The sequence below is a fragment of the Streptomyces shenzhenensis genome (assembly GCF_003688995.1).
Classification (GTDB): domain Bacteria; phylum Actinomycetota; class Actinomycetes; order Streptomycetales; family Streptomycetaceae; genus Streptomyces; species Streptomyces shenzhenensis_A.
Window position 1 is genome coordinate 88,454 of record NZ_PENI01000016.1, and the last position, 26,164, is coordinate 114,617.

The 26,164-nt window shown below is 73.2% G+C and carries 13 protein-coding genes; 4 read left to right on the forward strand and 9 right to left on the reverse strand.

All coding sequences use genetic code 11. The features are described 5' to 3' along the window. Positions 1-41: 41 nt before the first annotated feature. From CTZ28_RS24190 to CTZ28_RS24205, 4 genes are all read right to left on the reverse strand, one after another. Positions 42-1,319: a type III PLP-dependent enzyme domain-containing protein gene (locus CTZ28_RS24190; RefSeq protein WP_121891781.1), complete on the reverse strand. Its 1,278-nt coding sequence runs from the start codon at positions 1,317-1,319 to the stop codon at positions 42-44. Continuing rightward, positions 1,306-2,829 carry a class I adenylate-forming enzyme family protein gene (locus CTZ28_RS24195; RefSeq protein ID WP_121891782.1) on the reverse strand — a complete coding sequence of 508 codons (1,524 nt, stop codon included), beginning with the start codon at positions 2,827-2,829 and terminating at the stop codon, positions 1,306-1,308. Before CTZ28_RS24195 ends, CTZ28_RS24190 begins: the two co-directional genes overlap by 14 nt. Then, a complete protein-coding gene (locus CTZ28_RS24200) occupies positions 2,829-4,001 on the reverse strand; it encodes an acyl carrier protein (RefSeq protein WP_121891783.1) in 1,173 nt (390 codons plus the stop codon). The genes CTZ28_RS24195 and CTZ28_RS24200 overlap by 1 nt, the downstream gene beginning before the upstream one ends. A gap of 75 nt (positions 4,002-4,076) precedes the next feature. Next, a complete protein-coding gene (locus CTZ28_RS24205; RefSeq protein ID WP_121891784.1) occupies positions 4,077-4,829 on the reverse strand; it encodes a thioesterase domain-containing protein in 753 nt (250 codons plus the stop codon). 562 nt (positions 4,830-5,391) lie between these two features. Here CTZ28_RS24205 and CTZ28_RS24210 point away from each other — a divergent pair. Further along, positions 5,392-6,141: a thioesterase II family protein gene (locus CTZ28_RS24210; protein ID WP_121891785.1), complete on the forward strand. Its 750-nt coding sequence runs from the start codon at positions 5,392-5,394 to the stop codon at positions 6,139-6,141. 27 nt (positions 6,142-6,168) lie between these two features. Here the strand turns inward: CTZ28_RS24210 and CTZ28_RS24215 are convergent, their stop codons facing one another. The 3 genes from CTZ28_RS24215 to CTZ28_RS24225 are packed head-to-tail and all read right to left on the reverse strand — an operon-like array spanning position 6,169 to position 18,028. Further along, positions 6,169-7,086: an RICIN domain-containing protein gene (locus CTZ28_RS24215; RefSeq protein WP_121891786.1), complete on the reverse strand. Its 918-nt coding sequence runs from the start codon at positions 7,084-7,086 to the stop codon at positions 6,169-6,171. Positions 7,087-7,115: 29 nt separating this feature from the next. Continuing rightward, complete coding sequence (locus CTZ28_RS24220) at positions 7,116-9,722, reverse strand: right-handed parallel beta-helix repeat-containing protein (RefSeq protein ID WP_121891787.1); 2,607 nt, start codon at positions 9,720-9,722, stop codon at positions 7,116-7,118. Continuing rightward, positions 9,719-18,028, reverse strand: a complete 8,310-nt coding sequence (locus tag CTZ28_RS24225; protein WP_121891788.1) for a hypothetical protein — start codon at positions 18,026-18,028, stop codon at positions 9,719-9,721. Before CTZ28_RS24225 ends, CTZ28_RS24220 begins: the two co-directional genes overlap by 4 nt. 214 nt (positions 18,029-18,242) lie before the next feature. On the opposite strand from CTZ28_RS24225, the gene CTZ28_RS24230 reads away from it, so the two are divergent. The 3 genes from CTZ28_RS24230 to CTZ28_RS24240 are packed head-to-tail and all read left to right on the forward strand — an operon-like array spanning position 18,243 to position 19,896. Continuing rightward, positions 18,243-19,172, forward strand: coding sequence for a serine/arginine repetitive matrix protein 2 (locus CTZ28_RS24230; RefSeq protein WP_121891789.1), 930 nt, complete (start codon positions 18,243-18,245; stop codon positions 19,170-19,172). A 38-nt stretch (positions 19,173-19,210) separates the two neighbouring features. Continuing rightward, on the forward strand, positions 19,211-19,522 hold the full coding sequence (locus CTZ28_RS24235; RefSeq protein WP_121891790.1) for a hypothetical protein: 312 nt from the start codon (positions 19,211-19,213) through the stop codon (positions 19,520-19,522). 47 nt (positions 19,523-19,569) lie between these two features. Next, positions 19,570-19,896 (forward strand): WXG100 family type VII secretion target, encoded by a 327-nt coding sequence (locus tag CTZ28_RS24240; RefSeq protein ID WP_259471777.1) that lies wholly within the window; start codon positions 19,570-19,572, stop codon positions 19,894-19,896. Between the two features lie 514 nt (positions 19,897-20,410). Here the strand turns inward: CTZ28_RS24240 and CTZ28_RS24245 are convergent. Further along, positions 20,411-24,994 carry an FtsK/SpoIIIE domain-containing protein gene (locus tag CTZ28_RS24245; RefSeq protein ID WP_121891791.1) on the reverse strand — a complete coding sequence of 1,528 codons (4,584 nt, stop codon included), beginning with the start codon at positions 24,992-24,994 and terminating at the stop codon, positions 20,411-20,413. Next, positions 24,991-26,163, reverse strand: a complete 1,173-nt coding sequence (locus CTZ28_RS24250; RefSeq protein ID WP_121891792.1) for a hypothetical protein — start codon at positions 26,161-26,163, stop codon at positions 24,991-24,993. Before CTZ28_RS24250 ends, CTZ28_RS24245 begins: the two co-directional genes overlap by 4 nt. Between the last annotated feature and the right edge of the window lies 1 nt (position 26,164).

The window sequence follows — 26,164 nt, forward strand, 5'->3', positions numbered from 1 at the left end:
CGCTCTGGGGGACGGGCAACGGGGGACGGAACGGATACGGGTCAGTGGCCGGGTTCGGGGACCCGGGCGAGGGTGAGGCGGGAGACCTCCGGGGCGCGCCGGGGATCGGCGCTGTCGAACACGATCTCGGCGGGCAGCGCATGTCCCAGGAAGGCGACGAGACTCGCGTACAGGCCGTAGGCGCCGGTGTTGGGCACCGCCACCAGGTCGCCCGGTCGTACGGCGGGCAGGGCGGTGCGCTGGGCCCAGGTGTCCAGGGGCGTGCACAGCGGGCCGGTGACCATGGCCTCGGTCAGGGCGGGCGTGCCGGTCCGGTCCGGGGTCAGCAGGTGCGGGACGAGCGGGGGCAGCCGGCGCAGCCCCGACATGCCGCCGAGGTGATGGATGCCGGACTGGAGGACCACGACGTCCCGGCCGTGGGACCGTTTCGTGTCCAGCACCCGGGTGACGAGCGTGCCGGCGGTCCCGACCAGATACCGCCCGGACTCGAAGCACACGTCGGGGGAGCCGGTACGCCATCCCGGCGCCGCCGAGTCCAGCAGTTCCTCCAGCGGACCCCGCAGCCCGCTCAGGCCGGCCCGTTCGCCCGCCGCGGCGAACGGTGCGGGAAAGCCGCCGCCGAGGTCCCAGACGTCGGCGCGTACCCCGTGTTCGGCCAGTGCCGCGGACACCCGCCGGGCGGTGGCCAGCGAACGCGCGAACTGCGCCAGCAGATCCCCGGCGCTGCCCAGGTTGGTCCCCATGTACAGATGAAGTCCGCCGATCCGGGCGTGCGCGCGGTCCCCGAACTCCGCGGGCCGGGCCAGGACCGCGCTCGTGTCGACGCCGAAGGGGGAGGCCACTCCGGTCATCGCCAGTCCCTGGCCGGGTGCGGGCCGGTCGTCGTTGATCCGCAGCAGACACCGTACGGCCGTCCCGGTCCTGCCCGCGGCCCGGTCCAGCTGGGCCAGCGCGTACGCCGAGTCGACGGAGAAGTGCCGCACCCCGTGCTCCAGCGCGTGCCGCAGTTCCTCGTCGGACTTTCCGGGGCCGGTGTACAGCAGCTCGCCGGCCGGCCAGCCCGCGTCGACTGCGGCGAGCAGTTCGCCGGTCGAGCACACCTCGGCCCGGGCACCGCAGGCCCGGAGCGCACGCAGCAGCGCCGGATGCGGGTTGGCCTTCAGGGAGTAGTAGAGCCCGGTCCGCGCGGGCAGTGCTCCGGTGAGCGCCGCATGCGCGGCCCGCACCTCCGCCAGGTCGTACACATAGGCGGGCACCGGGAGTCCCGTCAGGTCCGGAAGGCGCAGTCCGGCGTCGTGCACCTGGTCAGTGACGGGCATCGGGTACCTCCGCGGCCAGGGCGCCGAGCGCCTTGCGGTCGACCTTTCCGTTGCCGGTCAACGGCAGTTCCGCCAGCACCAGGCAGCGCGGTGGGATCTTGAACTCCTCGATCTGCTCCCGCATGCCCTCCAGGACCTGGCGTCCCCCGACGTCCCCGGTGACGAACAGCAGGGCGGGGCGCTCCTCGTGCGGCGGCAGGACGGCCGCCGACTGCACGCCGGGCACCCGCCGGGCGGCGGCCTCCACCTCGGCGGCGCCCACCCGGAACCCGCCCGCCTTGTACAGGTCGTCGCGGCGCCCGCTGACATAGAGGTAGCCCTCCTCGTCCAGCCAGCCGTAGTCCCCGGTGCGCAGTTGCGGGAAGAGTCCCTCTTCGCGTACGTACCGCTCGGCCGTCAGCGCGGGCCGCCGCCAGTACCCCGCCATGACGTGCGGGCCGCGCACCGTGATCTCCCCGACGGCGCCGTGCGGCAGGCGCCGTCCCGCGTCGTCGACGACGAACACATCGGTGCCGGGGAGGGGCAGCCCGCTGGAGCCGGGCCGCACCAGGTCGCCGTCGGCGGGCATGACGGTGGCCCGTTTGCACTCCGTCAGCCCGTACATCAGCTGCACCCGGAGCCGGGGGCAGGCGGCGCGCAGCGCGTCCAGGGTCTCCTTCGGCATCGCCGCGCCGGTGTTGGTGAGCAGCCGCAGGTGAGGCAGTACGGTGCCGGAGCGCTGCAGCAGCCGGGCGAGGGCGCCGGCCACCGAGGGCACGGCGGGCAGCACCGTCGCCCCGGAGTCGCGCAGCAGGGCCGGCAGCCCGGGCCCGGTTTCGGACGGCTGCCCCAGCCGGACCAGGGCTCCGCTCAGACCGCCCAGGAACAGCTGGTAGAGGCCGTAGTCGAAGGAGAGCGGCAGGGGGCTGTGGACGACGTCCTCGGCGCGGTAGCCCAGCACCTGCTGGATGGCCCGCACGGCGAACAGGACCTGCCCGTGGGTGCTGACGACGGCCTTGGGCAGGGCGGTGGTGCCCGAGGTGTAGATGAGGCAGACCGGGTCGACGGCGAGCCGGGGCGGCCCTTCGGGGGCGGGGCCGGCCGGCAGCGGACCGCTGTCGTCGAAGGCGTGGGCGGCGATGTCGGCGCATCCGGTGACCCGCACCCCACGGCGCTCGGCGGCGGCCCGCTGCTGGGGGCGGTCGCTGATCACCAGCGCGGGTTCGCAGTCGTCCAGGATGTGCTCGAACTGCGGGCCGCCCACCTGCTCGTGCAGCAGCGAGAAGACGGCGCCGGCCTGGGAGGAGGCGTAGACCAGGGCCGCGAGCAGAACGGAGGAGGGCGCGCTGATGACGATCCGCTCGCCGGGGCGGACGCCGAGCCGGACGAGCTGCGCCGCCGCGCGCCGGCTCGCGGCGGCCAACTCGGCGTGGCGGAGCGTCTGTCCGTCGGCGCTGACGGCGGGTCGGCCGGGCAGCCGCTCGGCCGTCGCGTACAGCAGGTCGTGCAGCAGGGTGGGCTCGGCGCGCATCACGCCTCCTCCCGGGCCGCCGCGTCGGCCTGCGCGCCGAGCCGGGCGGGCCACCGGGCGATACGGCAGACGGCGTCCACGTCCTGGAAGTTCTCCGGGGTGAGGTCGTCGCCGTCGAACTCGATGCCCAGTTCGTCCTCCAGCCGGTCGATGAGCTCCGCCAGACGGAAGGACGAGAAGCCCGGTACGTCCGGCAGCCGGGTGCCGGACAGCAGGGCGGCCGGATCGGTGCCGAGGACGCCCGCGACCGTCGCGGCGACCGCTCGGCGGTCGGCCTCGGCGCCGTGCCCGGTGGGCGTCGCGGCCGGCTCTGGTCCGGCCGACGGGCCGCCGAACACGTCGGTGTCGGCGCGCAGCAGCCGGGCCAGCCGGTCGGTGAGGCCGCCCGGCTCGGGCCGCCCGCGGGCGACGCGGCGGGAGGCGAGGAACGCCTGCTCGGCCAGCGCACGCCAGGCGGCCACCTGGTCCGCCACCCGCGGCTCGGCCCGCCCGCGGCGGGCCAGGTACGCGGCGTGCAGCCCCCGCGAACGGGCCAGTAGCCAGGTCTCCAGGGTCAGTTGGCGCAGCGCGGTCGCCCGGTCCGGATGCTCGGCGTAGGCCCGTGCGTACGTCTGCGGATCCGCGGCCCGCTCCAGCCGCGGGCCCGGGTCCTTCGGCAGTGTGCCGGGTGACAGCTGCACCGCCAGGGTGCAGTCGGGCAGGCCGGGCAGCAGGTCGCGGCTCAGCCGCCAGGTGCCGGGACGGGCGCTGCCCCATGGCGTCTCGTTGTCGTAGTGGTCCTCGACGGTGAACGTCTCGGTGTCCCGCGCCACCAGCAGAAAGCTGTGCTCGATGTGCTGCCTGCCGTGGTAGGGCACCCAGGGCAGGTGGTGGGCGTCCGCCAGTACGAAGCAGCCCTCGCCCGGTGTCAGAGCCTCGATGCGGACATGGCGGGCCGGCCGCACGACGAGCCCCAGGGCCCGTTCGGCGAGCTCGAACTGCACGGACGGGCTGCTCTCCACGGTGGGCAGGCCGTCGGGACCGGGGGACGGGGCGAAGCGCAGCAGGGCTCCGAGCCGTGAACCGGTTCCCGGGCCGTGCCACCGCTCGGCCACGGCGGCCAGGTTGACCTGGACGCAGTCGAAGAGGTGTGTGTCGAAAGCGGGTTGTGCGAGAGCGGGGTGCGCGGTCACAGAGCGACTCCCGGGGATGATGGACAACGATGTCGGCGGCGTGCCGCACCGGGCGGCAAGGGGGATGGGGAACTGCTATGGGTGGGCGGGTACATGCGCGGTGAGGAAGTCGTCGACGTGCCGCAGCAACAGGGGCGACCGGGGCGCGTCGAACACCTCGAAGTGCGCGCAGGGCAGGGCCCGTACGTCGAGGGAGGGATCCCGGCGCAACCAGTCGTCCTTCTGTGCGGCCTGCTCCTCGCTCGCGCAGGCCAGCAGCAGGGCCGGGCCCGGACGGCCGGTGGTGGCGTGGTGCGCGGCGGACGCCGTCAGATGGGCGTCGGCGGTGCGTGCCGCGCGGGCCCGCTCCTCGGCGGCGGTGGTGGCGGGCAGTCCGCCGAGGATGCGCTCGCGCAGCTCTCCGCGAGCGGTGTGGCAGGCGGACCAGGGCTCCGCGAAGCTGTCCACCATCACGACCGCGGGACGCGGCCCGTCGGCCGGCAGCCGGTGCGCCACCTCCCAGGCCAGCAGGCCGCCCAGCGACCAGCCGGCCAACAGGCCGGGCGGCTCGGGGAGTTCGCTCAGCAGCCCGGCGTACAGGTCGGCCATCGCGCGCACGTCGTCGTGCGGGGACTCTCCCGGGTGCAGGCCGCGTCCGCGCACTCCGCTGACCGGACCGCGCCGGGACAGATGGCCGACCAGTCCCAGGTACGGTCCGAGCCGGCCGCCCGACGGATGAAACAGGACGGTGGAAAGGGAATCGGCCGGAGTGGGGCCTTTACCCCGCCCGCCGAATGAAATGAGGAGCGACTGTGTATTTGTTGTCGCGGACCGGTCGGCAGCGAACATCCCATGCTCCGCATTCTTGGTGAGCAGGCTGGTGAGAAATCCCAAAAAGGGGAGGAGTCGGGCGCGTCTCGGCGTATGACCCAGGCGGAAGCCGACTTATCACTTCACCGCCGCCGCATTACTCGAATGCCGCGGCGTGACCCGTACGAGAGTCACACCGAGGGTCACACGGTGTCAACCGGATCTCGATGAACGCAGTATTGCGCGCGCAGTTGGCTCATTCCGAAGGGCCGGGACGCCTTGACGGAAAAACCTCTGGCGTCCGGCCCGCATTCATTCGCCCGCGGATTGTCCAGACGCCGATCCGGTCATATTCCGGGGCCGCTGTCGCTGCCGAAAAAAACCGACATGTGCAGCGGTGTCGTGCGGTCGATGTCCGGGCAGTGTCCTTGTGCTCCTGGCTATGCGTTCGTGATATTGGCCGGGGTGCGCACCGGATTTTCAGCCGTGCCGCCGCCTTCGAGGGGTTTCGCTGTGCCCGGCGCCGCTGTCGCCTCCTGCGGCGTGACATGCTGCGGGGGTCGTGAACGACGGGGAAAGACGGGGAAAGAGGAGGCAGTCGGTGGGGGAGTCCGCGAACAGCGATGCGTGGATCCGGTGTTACCGCCCGGCCGGACCGGGGGCGCCCCGCCTGGTGTGCTTCCCGCACGCCGGAGGCTCGGCCGGCTTCTACCAGCCGACGGCTGCCGCGCTGAGCCCGGACGTCGAGGTGCTCGCCGTGCAGTACCCGGGCCGGCTGGACCGCTGGGACGAGCCGCCGGTCCCGGACGTCCGCCGGCTCGCGGACCATGTGGTCGCGGCGCTGGCACCCTGGGCCGACGCGCCCCTGCACCTGTTCGGACACAGCATGGGCGCGATGATCGCCTACGAGGTGGCCCTACGCCTCCAGGAATCCGGCCGCCACGGCCCGGCGGCCCTGTACGTCTCGGGCCGCCGCGCCCCGTCGGTCCGCCGCACCGAGACGATCCACCCGCGCGACGACGAGGCGCTGGTGCGCGAACTGCGGTCGCTCGGCGGAACCGACGCCGGCCTGCTGGCCGACGACGACATACTCGCCGTGATCCTGCCCGCCCTGCGCGCCGACTACCGGGCCGTCGAGACCTACGAACCCCGCCCCGAGCCGCCGCTGTCCTGCCCCGTGACCGTGCTGGTCGGCGACGCCGACCCCAAGGTCACGCCCGCCGAGGCCGAGGCATGGCGGGGGCACGCCGCAGGCGACTTCGACCTGCGCGTGTTCACCGGCGGCCACTTCTACCTCACCGCCCACCGGGCGGACATCCTCACCCTGCTCCGCGCACGGCTCACCGCCTGAGCCGCGCACGGTTCGCCGCCGGACGCGTCAGGGCACGTTCCACTTCTGCGCCGCGTTGCCCGAGCACCAGGCGATCTGCAGCGGCGTTCCGGCGGCGGTGGAGGCGTTCGCGACGTCCAGGCACTTGTCGGCGGCGACGTTGACGATGTCGTTGCCCGGCGAGTAGCGCCACTGGGTGGTGTTCGTCGTGTCGCAGGCCGCCATGACCACGCGCGTCCCGTCGCCGGTGGAGCGCCCGGCCAGCGAGAGACAGCGCCCGTCCTTGCGCAGCGTGCCGTTCGCGGCGAACTGCCAGTTCTGGTCCGCGCCGCCGTCGCACGGGTACAACTGCAGTGCGGTGCCCACGAGTTGGATGCAGCGGCCGACGAACGCGTCGTACCGGCCGACGATCGGTCCGAGCGGGCGGGAGAAGTCCTGCGCCGGTGCCTTCACCGTCGTGCTCTTCTCCGCCGTGCTCTTCTCCGTCGAGCCCTTCTCCGCGGCGGACTTCTCACCGGACGACTTCGTCGAACCCGACGACCTGCCGCCGCCCGACGCGGGCGCCTGCTGCGTCACGGTGACGGGAGCGGCCGGCCGTACCACCCTGTGCTGGTCGCTCTTCACATGGCTCTCGGTCTTGTTCGACTCGGACGCGCTCGGCTCCGGCGACTCCGGGCTCGGTGACGGCGTGCCCGGCGCGGACGCCGTCGGCGTGGGCACCGTCCGGTCCGCCGAGGCGGTGGTGATCTCGTCCGCGTCGTGTCGCCCCGTGCCGGCGGCGACCACGGCGGACACGGTGACGGTGGCCGAGACGGCGGCGGCCCAGCCCAGCGTGACCCACACCCGGCGGCCGGGCACCAGCCCGTGGGGCGCGCGGGCGGGCCGCTGCCGGAAGGCCTCGGCGAAGGGACGCTCGGCCCCGGCCTCCGTCGGGGCCTTCGGGGACGGTGAGTCGGGTGCGGGCATGATGTCGGCGCTCCTGTGGGGGACGGGGGTCACAACAGGTCCTGCTCGTCCAGCTGCATCAGCTGTGCGGGCGCGGGATCGGTCAGCTCGGACATGCGCAACGCCTGGCGTTCCGTCATGGCCTGGAAGAGCTGCCGGGCGGTGCGGCCGTTGCCGAACTGCGCACCGCGCGGGATGTTCTCGACGTACGTCGTCAGCGACCGGCGGGCGGCGTCGGTGAGTTCGTAGCGGTGGCGCTGGGCGTGGTGCTCCACGATGCTGACCAGCTCGGCCGAGGTGTAGTCCGCGAACAGCAGCGTGCGGCTGAACCGCGACGACAGACCCGGGTTCGAGGCGACGAACCGGTCCATGTCACCGGGGTAGCCGGCCGCGATCACGACCACCTCGTCGCGGTGGTCCTCCATCAGCTTCACCAGCGTGGCGATCGACTCCGTCCCGAAGTCGTTGGCCGCACCGGCGGGCACCAGCGCGTACGCCTCGTCGATGAACAGCACACCGCCGCGCGCCCGGTGGAACGCCTCCGTGGTCTTCGGACCGGTGTGCCCGACGTACTCGCCCACCAGGGCGCTGCGGTCGACCTCGACCAGATGGCCGCGCGCCAGCAGCCCCAGCGCCCGCAGCAGTCGGCCGTACAGCCGGGCCACCGTGGTCTTGCCGGTGCCCGGGTTGCCGGCGAACACCAGATGGCGGCTGAGCGGCGGCGCGGGCAGGCCCGCCTGCTCCCGCAGCCGTACCGTCTGCATGAGCTTGACCATGCCGTTCACATCGCGCTTGACGCCGTCCAGGCCGACCAGTTCGTCCAGCTCGGCCAGCAGGTCCTCCAGCGTCTCGGGCTCCGGCTCGGGTTCGCCCTGCTGCCACAGGCCGTCCGTCCCCGGCTCGCTCCCCCGGGCCCGCGGGCCCTCCGGCTGCTCCGGGTCGCCGGGGAACGACACCGGCGCGGACGGCCCGGGACGGTCCGCCAGGGCGGTCAGCACGGGCGTGCGCACCCGGACCGCCGCGCAGTCCTCGAACACCGGCTCCGCGCCGTCCGCGAGCCCCACGTCCTGGCCGCAGTCGAAGAACCGGCAGCCGCGGAAACGCACCTCGGCACCCTTGCCCACGTGCACTGCGGGAAAGGCCGACCCGGACAGGTCGCAGTGGTCGAAGGAGCCGCTGACCGCCTCCCCGATCAGGATGCCGTTCTTGCCGCTGTCCGCCACCCTGAGATCGCGCACCTCCACCGACGCGGCGCGCTCCAGGACCAGGCCGCTGCCCGCCGCCCCGGACACCGCGCCGCCGGAGAGCCGCAGCCGCCCGCCGCCGTCCACGGCCACACCCGCGCCACCGACCTCGGCGACCCGGACGTCCTCCAGGACGGCCGCCGCGTCCGGCCCGATCTCCACCCCGCTGCGCCGCTGCCCGCCCACGGCACAGCCGCGCACCTCGCAGGGTTCCGCGGCCACGGACCGCAGGCGCACCCCGGTGTCGCCGCCGTGCAGCCGCACCCCGGTCAGCGTCAGCCGGGCCTCGTCCTGGACGTCGACCCCGCAACTCGCCGGATCCGTCACGGAGGTGTCCACGACCTCGGCCGTGGCCGAGCCGGCCGCGGCGATGCCGTGGTCCCCGCCGCCGCGCACCCGGCAGCCGGTCAGCACCGCTGTCGACCGGTCCACGAGCTGTACGGCGGTGGCACCCGCGCCGTCGACCAGCGTGCCCGCACAGACCGCGAAGGCGGCGGAGGCCAGCAGCAGGCCGTGCCCCCGCGGCGCTTCCAGACGGCAGTCGCGCACCTCGACACGGGCCTGGTCGGCCGCCGTCACGGCGTGGTCGAGCGCACCGCTGATCCGGCAGTCCACGAGCGTCGTACGGGCCGTGTGCGAGGTGCGCACGCCCGTCCGGGCCGGGTCGACGACGCGGCAGTCGGCCAGTTCCGCCAGCGCCTCGTCCTGCACCAGCACCCCGTGCCGGCCCGCGCCGAGGACCGAGCAGTCCCGGGCGAGCAGCCGCGACGCCCCCTTGGCCCGCAGCGCCGAACCCGATGTGCCGCTCACCCGCAGCCGCTCCGCGATCAGCACCGACCGCCCGGACAGCACCACGCCGATCCCGTCGACCTCGTCGACCACCGAGTCCACGGCCCGGGCCCGGGCGTCCCCGGTCAGATGCAGGGCGGTGCCCAGCGCGCCGCTCAGCCGCGCCTCGCACAGCAGCAGTACGCCGCCGCCGTCCACCGGGTCGGTCAGCTCCGCGGCCAGGGTGTGGTCCGGCCCGAGCACCGCGTTCGCCGGCGCGGACCTCCCGTCCGCGGAGCCGAGCACCTCGATCCGCCCGCCGGTCAGTTCGCACCGGTCCACCGTCAGCCCCGCCGCGTCCTCGACCCGGACCAGCGGCTGCGCCGGATCGGCGCCCGTCAGGTGCAGTCCGCGCAGCACACAGCCCGGAGCGGTCACCGTGACCGCCGCACCCTCCGGGGAACGCAGCACGACCGAACCGGGGCCGGCCTCCGCCTCCAGCACCACCCTGCGGGTGAGCGTCACGGACTCGGCGTACAGGCCCGGCGCCACCGTCACGACGGCGCCCACGGGGGCGGCGGCGAGCGCGGCGGCGAGGGTCCGATGGGTGCCCCGGCCCCTGGGCGCGACCTTGACGGCCGTCATCGCGGCCCCCCGTTCTGGTTGTCCTCGCCCGAACCCTGGTACCAGCCCGGGTTGATCGACTCGCGCAGCGTGCCTGCCAGGTACATGTTCGCGAAGATCTTGTCGATGAGCTTGCCGAGCCCGGCGACCGCGAAGATGTCGAAGAAGCCCTGCCGGTGGTACCAGCGGCCGGCCAGGTTCTGGGTGAGCGCGGTGCGCGCCATGCCCAGGCTGACCGCGCCGGCCACGCCGCCCGCCACGCCGTACAGGCCGGCCAGCAGCGCGTCACCGCCCTGCAGATGGACGGTGTTGCCGTCCTTGTCCTTGATACCGAAGATCGCCGCGGTCGCGGCCCCGCTGATGAACCCGGACACCGACCCGCTGACCAGGCCCATGCCGAAGTCGTAGGTGCCCGAACGCCAGCGTGTCACCCTCTCGTTGCCGGCGAACTCGGACGCCCACGTGTCGTCGTTGGGGCGGCGCGAATAGGGGGTGCCCATGTCGATCTGGCTCAGGCCCGTCTTCCACGGGCCACCGCGGTGGACGGCGAAGTGCCCGGCCGCGAAGCCGCCCTTGACGCCGGCGGCGACGGTGGCACCGAACGCCGCCTTGCCGACGTCCGACCAGCCGAACGGGGTGCCGGTGGCCGCCGCGACGATGCCGTACACGGCGAGGTTCACGCCGAAGTCGAGCAGCCACTCCTGGACCATGTCGACGACGACCGCCTGGGCGGCCTTGTCGACGAACGGGGTGTACGTGGACACGCCGTTGTGGGTGTGGCCCCACTCCCACCGGTTGGGCTCGCGCCACATCCGGCTGAAGCCCCGGTACTCGTTGAACACGCCGGTGAAGTTGGTCTCCCGGCCGATGAGTGTGTGCCGGCCGAGGAAGTCGGTCCGCCAGACGTATCCGGAGATGGTGCGTTCCTCGATGAGCGTGACACCGTCCTTGCCGAACCGGCGCCACTGCTTGTGCCAGTCCTCGCTCTCCAGGAAGGTGCCGTCCGGGAGTTCGACCTTGCGGCCCAGCTCGATGCCGTTCTCGTACTCCTTCCAGGCGTGCGCCTTGAACGCGTCGCCGGGCGAGGGCACGTACTCCCGGATCCGGTGCGGGGAGTCCGCGAGGTGCGGGGTGCCGGCGGGCCGGGCCGGGATCTCCTGGACGACCCGGTGGTCGAGGCTGGTGACCGAGTCCTCGAAGCGTGCCCCCGCCTGCCAGTCGGCGAGCGGGTTGCCGTGCCCGTCGAACCACTGGCGGACCCGGTCCGCGGTGCCGGTGCCGAAGTTCTTCACCGCGCCGTCCGCGCCGGCCTTGTTCCAGTGCCAGCCGCTGTTCGGGGCCGGCCCGCGCCAGGCGTCCACGACCGTGCCGTCGGCGAGCAGCCGGTGGTCGCGCACGAGCGCGCCGGTGGCGTCGAAGTCCTGGAACGACTCGCGGTCCCAGCCCCAGCGGGTGACGTCCCCGCGGTCGAAGTTGACCTTGCGGACGCCGTTGTTGCCCAGGTTGTCCGTCCAGCGGACGTTGCCGTCCAGCATCCCGGTCGAGGTGACCTCCACCGGCCGGCCGCCGCCGGGCGCCGGCCAGGTGTCCTTGCGGGCCACGACCAGACCGTGGTGGTCGTAGCGGGTCCAGTCACCGCCCCCGAGGTGCCCGATGCGGTCCGGGCGGCCGGGCGTGGGACGGAAGTCGACGACCGTGCCGTCGGCCAGGCCGACCCGTACGACCCTCCACTCCTTCGCCGCGTCGGGGGAGTACCAGTCGAAGTCGCGCAGGTCCGTGGTGATCTTCTCCTGCCAGCGCACGGGCGGCAGGTTGTTGCCGAGCCGGGCCGGCAGCGGGTCGAAGTCCGGCTGGTGGTAGGTCCGGTGGCCGCGCGGCTTGCCCTCGCCCTGGGAGAAGGGCAGATAGCCGTCCCGCCGTGCGACCCCGTCCGGCAGCTGCACATCGCCGGTCTTCACGGTGTCGCCGCCGAGCAGCTTGCGGGTCTCGCGCACCACCTCGCCGCCGCGGGTCACGTCGGTGACGGTCCCGTTCATGCTGATGAAGCGGATGCCGTGCGTGCTGGTGCCGTCGGCCGCGGTCTGGCTCCAATGGTGCAGCTGGAGCTTGCTGTCGCCGCGCAGCCAGGGCACGGCGTGCAGGTTTGCGGCCCGGTAGTCGCCGCTCATCGTCCAGCGGAAGGCCACCGGCGGGCGCTGCTCGGCGAACCGGCGGCTCTCCAGGAAGTCGCCGTTCTCCAGGGTCAGTCCGCGGCCGTTCTCCTTGCCGTGCGCCGACCACGACGTGTAGTCCTTCTGCGGTACGCCGTCCGCGCCCAGCTCCGTCTGCTGGTAGCGCCGCACGTCGTGCGGGGACCACTGGAACCGCCCCCACTTCTCCTGCATCACGACCCGCTCACCCGTGACCGGGTGGGGCATCGAGTCGGTGAAGCCGCGCCCCGGACCCCAGCTCCGGGTGCCCTCGGCGACCTGCTTGAACTCGCCGTCGAACCGGGTCCACCGGGTCGGTCCGGCGAAGCCCTGCGTGAACGGGCGGTTGTCGAGCTCGGCGAGCACATGGCCGCCGTCCGGGTTCTCCTGGAAGTGCCGCACGCGCGGGCTGCCGCTGCCCGAACCGGTCACGTCGAACCAGCTGCGCCCGCTCTCGCCCCAGTGCCGCGTCCCGGCCCGGACGACCGTGCCGTCCGCGGCGAACTCCGTCCACACGCCCCGCTGGTTGAGCCGGCCGAAGGTGCCGACGCCGGCCCGGGAGTGGTAGGCGTCCACGGTGTGCCCGCCGGGCAGTGTGCGGCGCTCCATGACGGGGACCCCGGAGTGGCTGGTCAGGCCCACCCGGCCGGTGCCCAGCCCCTTGCCGTCGATCGTGCCCGCGTCGTACCAGCGCTGGGTGGACGGGGCCCGCACGGGCACGCCGGTGGCGTCCAGCCGGACCCGCACCCAGCTGGGCCCGGTGGCCCCGTCCGCGGCGTGGTCCAGGCGCAGATACTCGTTCGGCTTGACCGTGCCCCGGTCGATGACGTTGATCCGCTGCCCGGTGAGCCGGCCGTCGCCGTCGTAGACCTTGTACTCCCCGTGGTGCGGGCCGGGTCCCGGGTGGTCGATGCGGTAACCGCCGTCCGGGGTGCGGCTGAACGTGCCGTGCGGGGTGCCGGGGACGGCGTTCAGATCGCCGTCGAGCAGGGTGTGGGTGTCCGTGCGCACGAAGCGCGCGCCCACCCCGTCCGAGAGCTGTACGGCGTCGAAGGCGTGGGCGCCGTGGCCGTCGTCGACGCGGACGACATGGCCGCCGTCGGCGGGCGGGGTGCGGGTGTGCGTGTGGGTGCCGGCGCCGTCGAAGAGCCGTACCGTGCCGTCGGCCCCGGTGAGGTGGTGCCCGCCGTGCGGCCGTACGGTCACCGTGGTGCCGTCGACCCCCGTCAGGTGCGTGTCCAGCAACTCCCGTGCCCCGCCCGGACGGACCCGGATCGACTCGCCCGTGGCCAGCCGGGTCGCGGTGAACTCCGTCCGGCCGTCGGGCGTGTGCAGCCGCGTGGTGGCGCCGTCGACGACGACCAGCCGGCCGTCCGGCCGGCTGGTCACCGAACCGTGCGGGACGTTCGCGCCGTCGCCGGCCCTCAGCGCGGCGGGGCCGCCGCCGTGCGGCAGATGCGCGAAGTGCGGGGTGCCCGCCAGCGCCACCACGTCGTGGGTGAACGTGCCGTCCGGTGCCACGACGATGCCCCGGCTGTCCTGCTGGATGCGCCAGGCCCCGCCGGGCTGGGCGTGCACCGTGGCACCCGGGAGGGTGGCCGTGCCGTCCGGGGCGATGCGCACCTGCTGACCCGCGTGCGGACCGCCCTGGAGGGTGAGCAGGTCGTGGGTGTGATCGCCGTTGAGGGCGTGGAAGCGGGTGCGGTTGGCGATGCCGGCGGGGAAGTGGAATTCGTTGTGGTGGAGGGTGATGGGGCCGCGGTCGGTGCCGTGTGTGTCGACGCGGGTGGGGGTGTTGGTGTGGGTGTCTTGGAGGGCGTATTCGTCGGTGCCGTGGAGGTGTGTGGCGTTGTGGGTGTGGGTGCCGTTGGGGGTGAGGATGATGTGGTGGTTGTTGTGGTGGAGGCGGAAGCTGCCGTTGGTTTGGGGGGTGATGTGGGTGTTGGGGGGTGGTGGGGTGGGGTTGTTGTGGGCGTCGGTGAAGTGGAGGGTGTGGCCGTCGCGGCTGGGGACGACGTGCACGTTGCCGCCCGCGTCGTCGGTGAGGTGTGTTCCGGTGCGGGTCGGGTGGCCGTTGTCGGCGTCGTAGAGCTGGAAGCCTCGGTCGGTGGGGATGTGGAATTCGTTGTGGTGGAGGGTGATGGGGCCGCGGTCGGTGCCGTGTGTGTCGACGCGGGTGTGGGTGTTGGTGTGGGTGTCTTGGAGGGCGTATTCGTCGGTGCCGTGGAGGTGTGTGGCGTTGTGGGTGTGGGTGCCGTTGGGGGTGAGGATGATGTGGTGGTGGTTGTGTTGGAGGCGGAAGCTGCCGTTGGTTTGGGGGGTGATGTGGGTGTTGGGGGGTGGTGGGGTGGGGTTGTTGTGGGCGTCGGTGAAGTGGAGGGTGTGGCCGTCGCGGCTGGGGACGACGTGCACGTTGCCGCCCGCGTCGTCGGTGAGGTGTGTTCCGGTGCGGGTCGGGTGGCCGTTGTCGGCGTCGTAGAGCTGGAAGCCTCGGTCGGTGGGGATGTGGAATTCGTTGTGGTGGAGGGTGATGGGGCCGCGGTCGGTGCCGTGTGTGTCGACGCGGGTGTGGGTGTTGGTGTGGGTGTCTTGGAGGGCGTATTCGTCGGTGCCGTGGAGGTGTGTGGCGTTGTGGGTGTGGGTGCCGTTGGGGCTGAGGATGATGTGGTGGTTGTTGTGGTGGAGGCGGAAGCTGCCGTTGGTTTGGGGGGTGATGTGGGTGTTGGGGGGTGGTGGGGTGGGGTTGTTGTCGGCGTCGGTGAAGTGGAGGGTGTGGCCGTCGCGGCTGGGGACGACGTGCACGTTGCCGCCCGCGCCGTCGGCGAGCCGCGTTCCCGTCCGGGTCGGCAGGCCGTTGCCGGGGTCGAACAGCTGGAAGCCCCGGCCGGTGGGCAGCAACAGCTCACTGCCGTCCCAGCCGACCCGCCCCACGGGCGCCGGGGTGTCCGCGCGCGGCACATGACGGGCGGTGTCGCCGTTGAGGACGTCGATGGCGACCTTCGTACCGCGGAAGTCACCACCGGCCAGGGTGATCAGCCGCTCGTCGGAGACCGGACGCAGCCCGTCCCCGTCCCGGACCAGCTCGATGCTGCGCATCTCCACCGCGCTGACCTGCCGCTCGACGCGCACCAGATCGGTGCCGCCCGGCCGCGGGACGCGCTGGACCGTCAACGGCGGCAGCCCGTGCACCCCGTCCGTGACCGCCCTGACCTCCGAGACACCGCCGGAGGGGCCGTCGAACCGCAGCTCGATGCGGGCCCCCTGGAGCCCCGGCACATCCAGGACGCGCGGGGCGGGCGCGGCGGGCACCGGGACCGCGCCGGCCGGCGCGGATGTGTGCGACGAACCCGTCACCGGCATCAGCTCGATGTGCGAGGTCTGCGCGCCCGCCGGGATGATCTGCATGTCGCCGATGCGGCCGTAGTCGGGCGCCTGGAGCGCGTAGCTCCAGCGGTGGGTGGTGCCGTCCGGGAGGACATGCTCGATCCGCAGAACGTCCTGCCCGTTCGCGTCGATGTGCCGCGCCGACAGGCCCTGCACATGGTCCGGGTTGGCCAGGGTGACCTGGGCGCGTTCGGCGCCGGTGCCCGGCCGGACGTCCACCCGGACACCCGGCAGGGAGACGTCGATGTCGCTGAACGTGTGCTGGAGGTTGAGCTGGATGCCGCGCATCATCCGCACCTCGACGGTGCGCTGCGCCAGCGCCGACAGGTCCACCCGGCCCAGCTTCGGCAGGTCCACGAACACCGCGCCGTTGCCCGGATGACCGAGCCCCCCGGAAGCGGCCGGCGACGGCGCCGGCGTCGGGCTCACCCGGGACACCTCGACGGCGGCCGGCGGCACCGCGGTGGCGTGCGGGCCCGGCGCGACCTGTCCGACGGGCGGTGTGCGCACCCCGTCGACCGGGACGGTCTGCGCCGGGGCCGCCAGGTGCCCGGTCCGGACGGCGGGCGTCTCCGCGTGCGGGGCGGGCACGGAGGGCACGGCCCCATGCCCGACGTCCACCGCACCGGGCTCGCCACCGGACGGCGTCGCCACGTCCGTGTGGCCGGCCCGGCCCGGCACCGCCACGTCGACCTGCGCGATCGACGGCGTGGAGACGTCCACGGACCGGCCGATCGCGGGCACCTCGACCCGCGCCACGGACGGCGCGGCCACATCCACGCTCCGGGCGATCGACGGCAGACCGACCTGTGACACGGACGGGACGTCCACCCGGCCCGCACCGTTCACGGCCGGCAGATCGCTCACCCGGGCGCCCACCGCCGGCGCGTCCGTCCTCGCCACGGCGGGCCCATGCGTCACCGACCCCAGGCTCGGCACGTTCACCTGCCCGACGGCCGGCGCGTTCACCTGACCCGGCGTCGGAACGTGTGCCTGGCCGGGCGTCGGCACACCGAGCTGGCCGAGGGACGGGGTGTGCACCGTGCCCAGCCCGCCCACCGCCGTCTGGTCGAGACGGCCGACCCCGCTGGTGCCGAGGTGCGGCAAAGCGATGTGCTGGACACCGACCGTGCCGACGCCCGCGCCGGCGGACGGCACGTGCACCCCGTTCATGCCCGGGGCCGACACCGAGGACACCGGGCCCAGCGTGGGCAGATGGACGCCCGCCACGCCCAGCGACCCGGTCGCCGGCACATCGACGAGCTTGGCGCCGATGCCGGGCACCGGAGTGTGGAACGACGACCCCAGCCCCTGGAACCCGCTGATGTTGATACGGCCGATCGAGTCGGACACCGACAGCGACGGCAGCCCGTGCAGGCCGGTGCCGAACGAGCCGCCACCGCTGGGGGCGAACTGGGCGGCGTTGATGTGCGGCAGCGAGCCCAGGTCGCCCACCGGGTGCATCAGGGACAGCCCGGACGCCACCCCGCCGCTGATCTTGCTGCCCGCCCCGAGGAACTGCCCGCCGGCGAAGGCACCGTAGCGGTACATGCCGAAGACGCCGCGGTCGATGACACCGATCTTCAGCGCGAAGACCAGCCCGTGGCCCAACTCGTCGGCGGCGACGGGCAGGAACAGCCGCAGCCCGTTCAGCCCCCGCACCCCGTTGACCAGACTGCTGCCCAACGAGGCACCGATGCCGCGGATGCCGTTGACCGCGCCGAGCAGCGACCGCAGCCCGAAGAACGTCTTGGCGCCCATGAGGTTGATGACGGTCAGGTCGACCGCGGCCGGCACGAAACGCACCCCGCCGGAGAAGGCGTGGCCGCCCAGGGTGAAACCCTTGGGGCCGGGCATGAACCGCACCCCGGCCGTGAACTTCAGGCCGTTGATGCCGTTCAGACCGCGCAGCCAGGCATTGCTCGCCCGGAACACGTCGTCGATGCCGAGGGTGAGGCGGCCGAACAGCCCGAACGCGTTGGGGCCGCCCATGAACAGGTTCCGGGCGCCGTTGAACGCACCGCTGCCGAGCCCCTTCAGACCCTTCCACAGATCGCCGAGGCGCATGCCCTTGGTGCTGGGCGCGATCACCCCGATGATTGACAGCACCAGATCGGTGATGCTCGCCTTGCCCTGCGAGAAGTCCACGGCCGTCTTGATCAGCAGGGCCACGTTCAGCGCGATGGTGAACAGGGCCAGCGGACCGCCGACGATCATCGCCGGGATCACCAGGATCAACGCCAGCCAGCCGAGCGCCTTCCAGAACTCCTCGCACTCGTCGATCGGCGAGGCGATGCTGTACGCCGCCTCGCGCAGCACCGACGCGGCCGTACCCGCCGCCGACTCCAGCCGGCTCGCGGCGTCCTCGGCGATCGACTTCTGCTCCTCCCGGCCGGCCTCGTCGTCCTCCGCGAGAGCGGCCGCCGCGGTCAGCGCCTCGTCCGCCCGCCGCTGCTGCTCCCGCATCACACCCACATAGGTGCGCAGCGCGCCCTGCGCGTCCTTGTGGGCCTGCCGGAACGTCGACACATAGTTGCGCAGATCCTCGTCGATCACCTTGCGCAGCGCGTCCGCGGTCTTGCCCACGAACACGCCGTCCGTGGTGTTCTTGATCGAGGTCAGGCCCTCGTCGATGGTGTCGGCCAGCGTGACCAGGGAGTCCTGGGAGGTGATCACCGAGTCGATCCGGTCCGGATCGCCCGGGGTGGGGTCGCCGCCCAGGCCGAGCGCGCTCCAGTCGGTGGGACGGGGCATGGAGGTGCGCTCTCCTTCCGCCGGCACCCGGGCGGGGGCCGCTCGCCGAGCGGGCACACAGGTGCCGCTGCGTCTACAACGCACCGGCACCGGCGAACGGTTCAACGAGCGGCGCAGATTTTTCCGGCCCGTTGAACCTTTCCGGGGCTCCGGTGCGTGGATCCCCCGACAGCGAACCGGGACGACCGGGTCAGGCGAGCGACCAGGAGGCGCGGTGCCCGACTTTTCCATCGACTACTCGGCGCTGCACACGGTGCAGCAGAAGATGCGCGATCTGGCCGACGCCGCCGACTCCGGCGGCGCCACCGGAGCGTTCAAGGAGGCGGGCGAGGCCGGCAGCTCCGAACGCAAGGCCATGTTCGGCAGCTCCGACCTGTCCTACGCCTTCAACCTCTTCTACTCGCATTCGACTTCGCGCACGAAGCAGGCCAAGGACGGGCTCGGCCAGCTCGCCGACACGTTCTCCGGAGTGGCCGACACCTTCTTCAACGCGGACGCCCAACTCGCCTCCGCGGCGGGCCTGATGAGCCAGAGTCTCGGCCTGGACGACTGGCGCGGCCAGAAGGAGGCGTACGACTCCTGGCAGGAGGACAAGACCGCCTGGGACGCCTACCTCGAACGGATCGGCGCCTCCGACTACTTCGAGCAGCACCCGGACGCCCAGATCGGCGAGGTGTGCCGGGCCGACGGCGCCCCCTCCTTCTGCGAGACCTGGATCAACGACAACGACGCGCCCGACGACCCCGGCCCGCCGCCGGAGAAGCCCGCCGACAACCCGCCGACCTCGTACCACTACGAGGACGAACAGGGGAAGGTCGACGTGACGGTCGAACTGGACGACGACTACAACGTGATGAAGGAGACCTCCACCATCACGACCCCGGACGGTCAGTCCTACACCTCCGTCACCACCTACCACTCCGCGCCGGAGATCGTCACCCCGGCGGACGGCGACAAGTTCGACGTGCGTGACTACACGATGGAGACGACCTACGCCGACGGCTCGAAGACCACCACCGAAGTGGTGATCGACGGTGACGGCTCCGGGACCATGACCACCACCGACCAGGACGGCAAGGTCACGGTCTCCACCCGTTCGGGACCGGACGAGGACTGGTCCGAGCCCGAGGAATCGGACGACTAGTCCGCCCCCGACCCCCGAAGAGAAAGGCCACCCGACCCGTGCCAGCCAACATCAGCCTGTCCTACGCCGAGATCGAGCGCGTCTCCAACCTGCTGGACACCAGCGTCGAGGAGACCCTGGTGCCCCGCATGGACGAGGCCAAGACCGAGGTCGACACCCTGCTCGACACGGCCCTCGTCCTCACCCAGGCCAGCCCCGCGCTGCAGACCCAGTACGAGAAGTTCACCACCTCGCTCAAGGACGCCACGGAGAGCATCAAGGGCTACGCGGAGCAGTTCCGCCAGATCATGAACTCCGTGAAGGACATGGACCAGGACATCGCCGACAAGGTCAACAGCAGCGGCCAGTAGCCCCGCCGCCCCGAGCAACCGGTACCAGCAGTCAGGAGACAACCACCGTGGCCACCAACCCCGATGTCCTGGTCGACTACGACGAGATCGCCCGGGTCGCCACCACCATGGGCAGCAAACTCACGGACATCTCCAACGAGTTGACCAACCTGGAGACCACCGTCAGCGGACTTCTCCAGGACGGCCTCGTCTTCGAGAAGGCCAGCCCCGCCCTGCAGAACGCGTACACCGACTTCAGCAACCAGATGAAGACCTCGGCGAAGAACATCCAGGAATACGCGAACACGTTCAACGACATCGCGAAGTCCCTGTCGGAATCCGACCAGACGATAGCCACAGACGTAACAAACGCAGCCAGCCAGAGCGGCAGCTGATCCCCCAGTTCCCCGCGCCCGAAAGGGCGAGCCATAATGCCGCCGCGGCCGGCTGGCGGCGGTGGTGTCGGTCCGTGCCCCCGAAGGGGCGCGGGGAACTGCGCGATCGGCCACGACGCTGCTGCGGTCGACCGACGTGCCGGTTACGGCGGCGCTGCGGTCGACTGGCGACGGTGGTGTCGGTCCGTGCCCCCGAAGGGGCGCGGGGAACTGCGCGATCGGCCACGACGCTGCTGCGGTCGACCGACGTGCCGGTTACGGCGGCGCCGCGGCCGGCTGGCGACGGTGGTGTCGGTCCGTGCCCCCGAAGGGGCGCGGGGAACTGCGCGATCGGCCACGACGCTGCTGCGGTCGACCGACGTGCCAGTTACGGCGGCGCTGCGGTCGGCTGACGGCGGTGGTGTCGGTCCGTGCCCCCGAAGGGGCGCGGGGAACTGCGCGATCGGCCACGATGCTGCCGCAGCCGACTGACGGCATGTCACGGTCACTCCAGACCAGTTACGACAGCGCCCCATCACGCCCCCGCCAGCGGAGCGCTCAGCACGGTCAGCGGCACCTGCACAGTGATCGCCGCACCAGACTCACTCGCCGTCCAGCCGCGGCCGGCAACCAGTGGAGTACGCACCTGCTCGGCAGAGATCCGCACCCCGATCAGATCGCCCTCGCCGATGCTCTTCGGACCCAGCAGAATGCCGCGCCGCGACCGCCGCGCCATGCCGACCCAGCCCAGCGAACTCATCGACTCCGGCAGACCGGCCAGCAGCAGCCCCTGCCCGTGGTCCCGGCCCGACGTGGCGACCTGCCGCAGCACCTTGTCCGCCCGGCAGCTCAGCAGCAGATCGGCGTCGTCCACGACCACCACCACCGGCCGCCCCGCCGTCGCCCGCAACGCCTCGGTCACCGACTCCGCCGAGGGATCCGGATCCGTGACCACCCGGGCCAGGTCGTGCGCCGCCAACTGCCGCAACTGCGAGTCACGGGGCGCCAGTACGACCAGGGAGGTGCCGCCGAGCAGCAGCGAGACACACATCGACGCGAGCGTGGTGCTGCGCCCGGTGCGCGGCGGACCGGCCACCATGAACGAGCCGCCGCTCGCCGCGAAGTCGTAGCCGAGCGGCTCACCGGCGTCGCCGCCCACCCCGATGAGCGCCCACAGCGGCCGGCGCGCGGCCTGCGGCACCAGGTCCATGGCCTCCTGGAACCCGATCATCGCCGGGAGTTCCTCGATGCGGAACGGACGCCGCGCATCGGCGACCGCCGCGTCCCGGGCGGTGGTGCGCCGGCCGATCTCACGCACCGCGTCCGCCTGATCGGCACCGTCCTCGGCGGGCAGCAACGCGATCTGCGCCTCGATCCGCTCCGGCGCCAGCCAGCCACGCCCCGACGGGATGTGCGCCGGAACCTTGGCGCGGGTCAGACCGGCGACGTTGTAGTCGCTGGGATCGGCCTGCCTGAGCAGCAGCCGGTGGTCGTTGTGCGCGGCGAGCCGGCCGGCCAGCAGCACCCGCTCGGACGTGGCGATCACATGGATACCGGCCGCCGCCCCCTCCCGGAGCAGCCGCACCACCTCGGCGTAGACCCGGCCGCCGTCGTAGTCGTCGAGCATCGCGCCGAGCGCGTCCCAGCCGTCGATGAGCAGCAGCAGCCGCGCGGGCCGGCGCTCCTTGGACAGTTTGGCCCGCAGATCGGCGAGATCGGCACAGCCGTGCTGCGAGATCAGCCGCTGACGGGCCGTCAACTCCAGGTTGAGACGGGCGATCAGCCGCTCCAGCCGCTCGGTGTCGTGCCGGGAGACCACCGCCCCGCAGTGCGGCAGGGACTCCAGCACGCTCAGCCCGCCGCCCGCCGCGTCGATGCCGTACACATGCAGATCCGCGGTGGAGATGGCGAGCGCCGCCGACCCCGCCACCGTGCGCAGCACCTGGGTGCGGCCCGAGCGGGGCGAGCCGATCACATACAGATGCCCGAAGGTGGCGAAGTCGACCGTGCCGAGCCGCCGCTCCTGGAGCTGCGGAACGTCCAGCAGGGCATACGGAACCGGCGGGAGGGCGCCCGGCGGAACCGGCGGCACCGGCGGCAGCTCCGCCGCGTCCACCCGGTCCGCCAGCGGCGGCAGCCAGGGACTGGGCTGCGGCACGAAGTCGTCGAGCAGCTCGGCCGCCTCCCGTATCGCCTCCACCAGGGCACGCAGATCGGTCAGCGGCTCCTGCGCGGACACCTCCACCAGCTGCTCCTCCTCGCCGGCGGTGAGTTCCGTCGGCCGGCCCAGCCGCTGCCACGTCACCTCCACCCCGCGCACCGGCCGCCCGGACGCGGTGCGCGGCACGGCCGCCCCGTCCCGCTCGGCCCCGGCCCAGGCCGTCTGGAACGGAGTCGGCGCGTCGGAGCCACGCCGCACCAGCGCCCGGCCCGGCAGACTGGGGGAGATGCTCACCGCGTCGGGGGCGTTGATGATGTCCTGGCTCTCCGCGCGGTCCGTGACCCGCAGCGCGATCCGCAGGTTGGTGTTGGCCCGGATCTCATGGCTGACCGAGCCACCGGGCCGCTGGGTCGCCAGAATCAGGTGCAGCCCCAGCGAACGCCCGCGCTGCGCCAGGCTGATCAGCCCCGGGACAAAGTCCGGCAGCTCGCGCACCAGAGTGGCGAACTCGTCGATCACGAGCAACAGCCTGGGCAGCGGCGGCAACTGCGGATCCCGCGCCCGCTTGGCCCGGTACTCGGCGTGGTCCTTCGCCTCCACACCGGCCAGCACCCGCTCCCGGCGCCGCAGCTCCGCGTCCAGCGAGGCCAGCGCGCGCTGCACGAGATGACCGTCCAGATCGGTGATCATGCCCAGGGTGTGCGGCAGTTCGGCGCACTCCCGGAAGGCGCTGCCGCCCTTGTAGTCGACCAGGACGAAGGTCAGCTCGTCCGGACGGTTGGCCGCGGCCAGCGAGGCGATCATGGTCTGCAGCAGTTCCGACTTGCCGGATCCGGTGGTGCCGCCGATCAGCCCGTGCGGGCCGTCGCGCACCAGGTCGAGACGGAGCGGCCCCTCGTACCCGGCACCCAGCACGAACGCCGTCGACGCGGGCCGGCGCGCCCACCGGGCCACCAACGCGGCCGGATCCGGCGGCTCCTGCTCGAGCAGCGGCAGCAGCCGCACGTCGGACGGCAGCCCCGAGTCGCTGTCGACGGTCACGTCCCGCACCGGCGCCAGGGCGCGCGCCACCTCCTCGCACCACCCCGGCTCGACCAGATCCGCCCGCACCTCCTGCACCACGGGCACCCCCGAGGTCCGTACCGTCAGCCGGTTGCCCCCGGTGGTGACGACCGCGGTGCACTCCTCCGGCAGCAGCCGCTGGTGCTCGTCCACGCACAGGCTGAACACCCGTACGCCCGGACCCTCCGTGAGCACCTGCACCATCCCGGGCACGTCCCGCAGCCGGCGCGCCCCGTCGAGCACCACCAGCACGTCCGGCTCACGCGACAGGCTGTGCCCGAGCGCGCTGTTGCCCCGGGCGGTGATACGGGCCTGGATGTCCGCCACCAGCTCGTTCACGCGATGCGCGGTGCTCTCCGGGTCGTTGCCGACCGCGACGAGGCTGCTGCCCGGCCGCCCGGAGCCGAGATGCGGCAGCCAGCGCACCCAGTTCCACTGCGCCGCGTGCTCCTCCGTGGTGAGCACGACGAACCGCAGGTCACGCGGGCTGTGCAGCACCGCCGCCTGCGCCACCGCCCAGCACGCCAGCGTGCGCGGCAGCCCGCCCGGCCCGGCCATGCCCGCCACACCCAGGTCGGCGAGTTCCAGACCGTAGGGCACATCGGCGAGCCGCCAGTGCACCTGCCGGTGGTTGGCCTCCCGGGCGTGATCGTCGATGCGTTTGAGGGACGGCCGGGTGACCGTGCCGAGCCGCAGCGTCAGATGGTCCGGGTCGCGGCGCCTGCGCTGCCACAGCAGGCCGCCCGGGCCGGTCGCGGTCAGCAGGACGGTCGCCGGGTCGGGAAAGGTCAGATTGCGCAGCTCGCGTTCGTCCAGGATGGCGTCCCGGACCTCCAGCTCCAGGGCCGCCCGGCGCAGCCGGTACAGCCGCAGCGCCTCCTGCTGCTGCTTGCGGCCCGAGCGGCGCCCGGTCAGCCAGTTCCCGATCGCCATCAGCGGGGTGAAGAAGATGAAGACGACGAAGTAGAAGGTGCGGAACAGGCTCATCATGACCAGACCCATGACGAGCGGCGTCATCATCATCACGAACGGGAAGGGCCGGTTCTTGCGTTCGCCGGGCGGGCCCTGCATCCGGATCGACTCGGTGTCCAGGTGCGGGGTGATGCGCGGCGGACGGTTGTACTCCACCGCGAACCCGTCCGCCGAGACGTTGACTGCCGCGTCCGGCTCGAACGGATCCGCCGGCCGCAGCAGATGGTCGCCGAGCGCGAGATCGGCGTACGGCGGCCACTCCTGCGAACCGTCGTCCGGCGGCGGCCGGTGGCCCGGCGCGGGCAGCGGCGGCGGGGTCGGCAGCCCGTCCCGGCCGGGCGGGGCCGGTTCCGGGGTGTGCCCGCCGGGGCCGCCGTCCACTGGTCCGGCGGGCTCCTCGGAGGTCAGCGGGGTGCCCGTCTCCGGGTCGACCGGCGGGGGCGGGGTGAGACTGCGCAGCCCGTGGCGTGCGGGATCGGCATCGCCGGGCAGCCGGACGGTGAGGGTGCCGTCCGTGCCCACGGTCACCCACACCCCACGCTCGGGAGCGTCGCCGCCGGCCAGCCGCAGCGCACAGCCGCGGTCGGTACCGATCTCATGGCTGCCAGGACCCAGCCGCCAGGTACGGCCCGCACCGGGGCCGCCCACATGGCGCACCTCCACCAGCGCCGGGTCACCGGGCGGCGGCTCCCAGACCCGGGCCGCGGTCTCGGCCGCCACCGGCGCGCCCAGGCCGAGGACGGCTCCGGCGCGGATGCCGCTGGCCCCGACCGCCGTGTCGGGACTGACCGGCCGGTCGCCGAGGTAGAGCCGCCGCGAGCCCAGCGCGGCGCCCAGTTCGCCGACCGTGGCACCCTCGGGCAGGTCGAGGAGGTGATCCGCGCGCCGCGCGGCGGAGTCGATCGTGGTGAGCGTCAGTTTCACGTGGCGGTCCGTTTCGCGGCCGGGGCCGGCTCCGTGGTGCGGGGGCTCGTACGGGTGGGTGCGGACTGCTCCGCGGCGCCGCCGGGCGCACGGCGGCCCGCGCCCGCGGCGGACGGCTGCTGCTCCCGGGCGGTGGCCCGCTCGTCCTCCGCCTCCTCCTCGAACAGGTCGCCCGCTTCGAGGAGACCGGCGGCCGCGTCCGTGGCCGTCGCGGGCACCGGCACGGGCGGCAGGGTGTCCAGCACCCGGGCCACGGCCCTGCCCAGCCCGTCGCAGCGGGGCAGCAGCGGGGTGCCCATGACGGCGACCCGGCCGTGCCGCTCGGTGACCAGCAGCCGTGCGTAGCCGCGGGCCTCGCCGAGCACGAGCACCCGCAGCGCGGGTTCGGCGCCGGGCGGCGCCGCCAGCTCCGGCGGCAGCGGGTCGGGCAGTGCGGTGGTGACCAGCACGGGTGCCAGGCCCAGCGGGTGCCGGGTGTCCCGGGCGGTCCGGTACGCGGTGCGCACCGGCTGCCCGGGGTGGCGGCGGTGGACGCCCTCCGCGACGACCACGAGGGAGCGCGGCAGCCGCGCGTCCAACTGCGCGGCGAGCGCCTGGAGAAGGGCCCGCGAGGCCTTCTCGTCACCGGCCGCGGACAGCACCGGCGGCCCCACCGACAGGTCGAGGAACGCGCACTGCTGCTCCCCGCCGCCGCGCTGGGTGCCGAGCGCGACCACGATCGGGCGGGCGCCGGCCGCCTGCGGGGTCACCGGCGGCAGCTCGGCGCGGGCGACGGTCCAGGGCTCGGGCGCCGCCCGGCCGGCCAGCAGCACCGTCACGGTGCGGGCGCCGACCAGCACCGCATAGGGCCGGCCCGGCAGGTCCCCGGCGCGCGCCGCGGCCAGGGCGCGCTCCGCGTCCTGCCAGGTCGTCGGCTCGCGCAGCCGCCGCGCCAGCAGCCGCAGGGCGCTGCGGTGCCGCAGCCAGGACCGCAGCGGGTCCGCGAACGCGGCCGCCGTCAGCGCCAGTTCACGGGCCAGCCGGGCCGCCCAGGCCCGCCAGCCGCCCCACCGCAGCGCCCAGTACCGCAGCAGGACGAAGCACAGGACGGCCAGTCCGATGAAGCCGAGCCAGCGGAACAACGCGTCGCTGTGCTCCCGGAACCAGACGAAGGGGTCGGTGTTTCTCATC

What these genes read in the sequence shown, in the direction of transcription:
- CTZ28_RS24250 (WP_121891792.1), bottom strand. Translation starts at nt 26,163, where the DNA reads ATGAGAAACACCGACCCCTTCGTCTGGTTCCGGGAGCACAGCGACGCG.
- CTZ28_RS24215 (WP_121891786.1), bottom strand. Translation starts at nt 7,086, where the DNA reads ATGCCCGCACCCGACTCACCGTCCCCGAAGGCCCCGACGGAGGCCGGG.
- CTZ28_RS24220 (WP_121891787.1), bottom strand. Translation starts at nt 9,722, where the DNA reads ATGACGGCCGTCAAGGTCGCGCCCAGGGGCCGGGGCACCCATCGGACC.
- CTZ28_RS24190 (WP_121891781.1), bottom strand. Translation starts at nt 1,319, where the DNA reads ATGCCCGTCACTGACCAGGTGCACGACGCCGGACTGCGCCTTCCGGAC.
- CTZ28_RS24205 (WP_121891784.1), bottom strand. Translation starts at nt 4,829, where the DNA reads ATGTTCGCTGCCGACCGGTCCGCGACAACAAATACACAGTCGCTCCTC.
- CTZ28_RS24195 (WP_121891782.1), bottom strand. Translation starts at nt 2,829, where the DNA reads ATGCGCGCCGAGCCCACCCTGCTGCACGACCTGCTGTACGCGACGGCC.
- CTZ28_RS24225 (WP_121891788.1), bottom strand. Translation starts at nt 18,028, where the DNA reads ATGCCCCGTCCCACCGACTGGAGCGCGCTCGGCCTGGGCGGCGACCCC.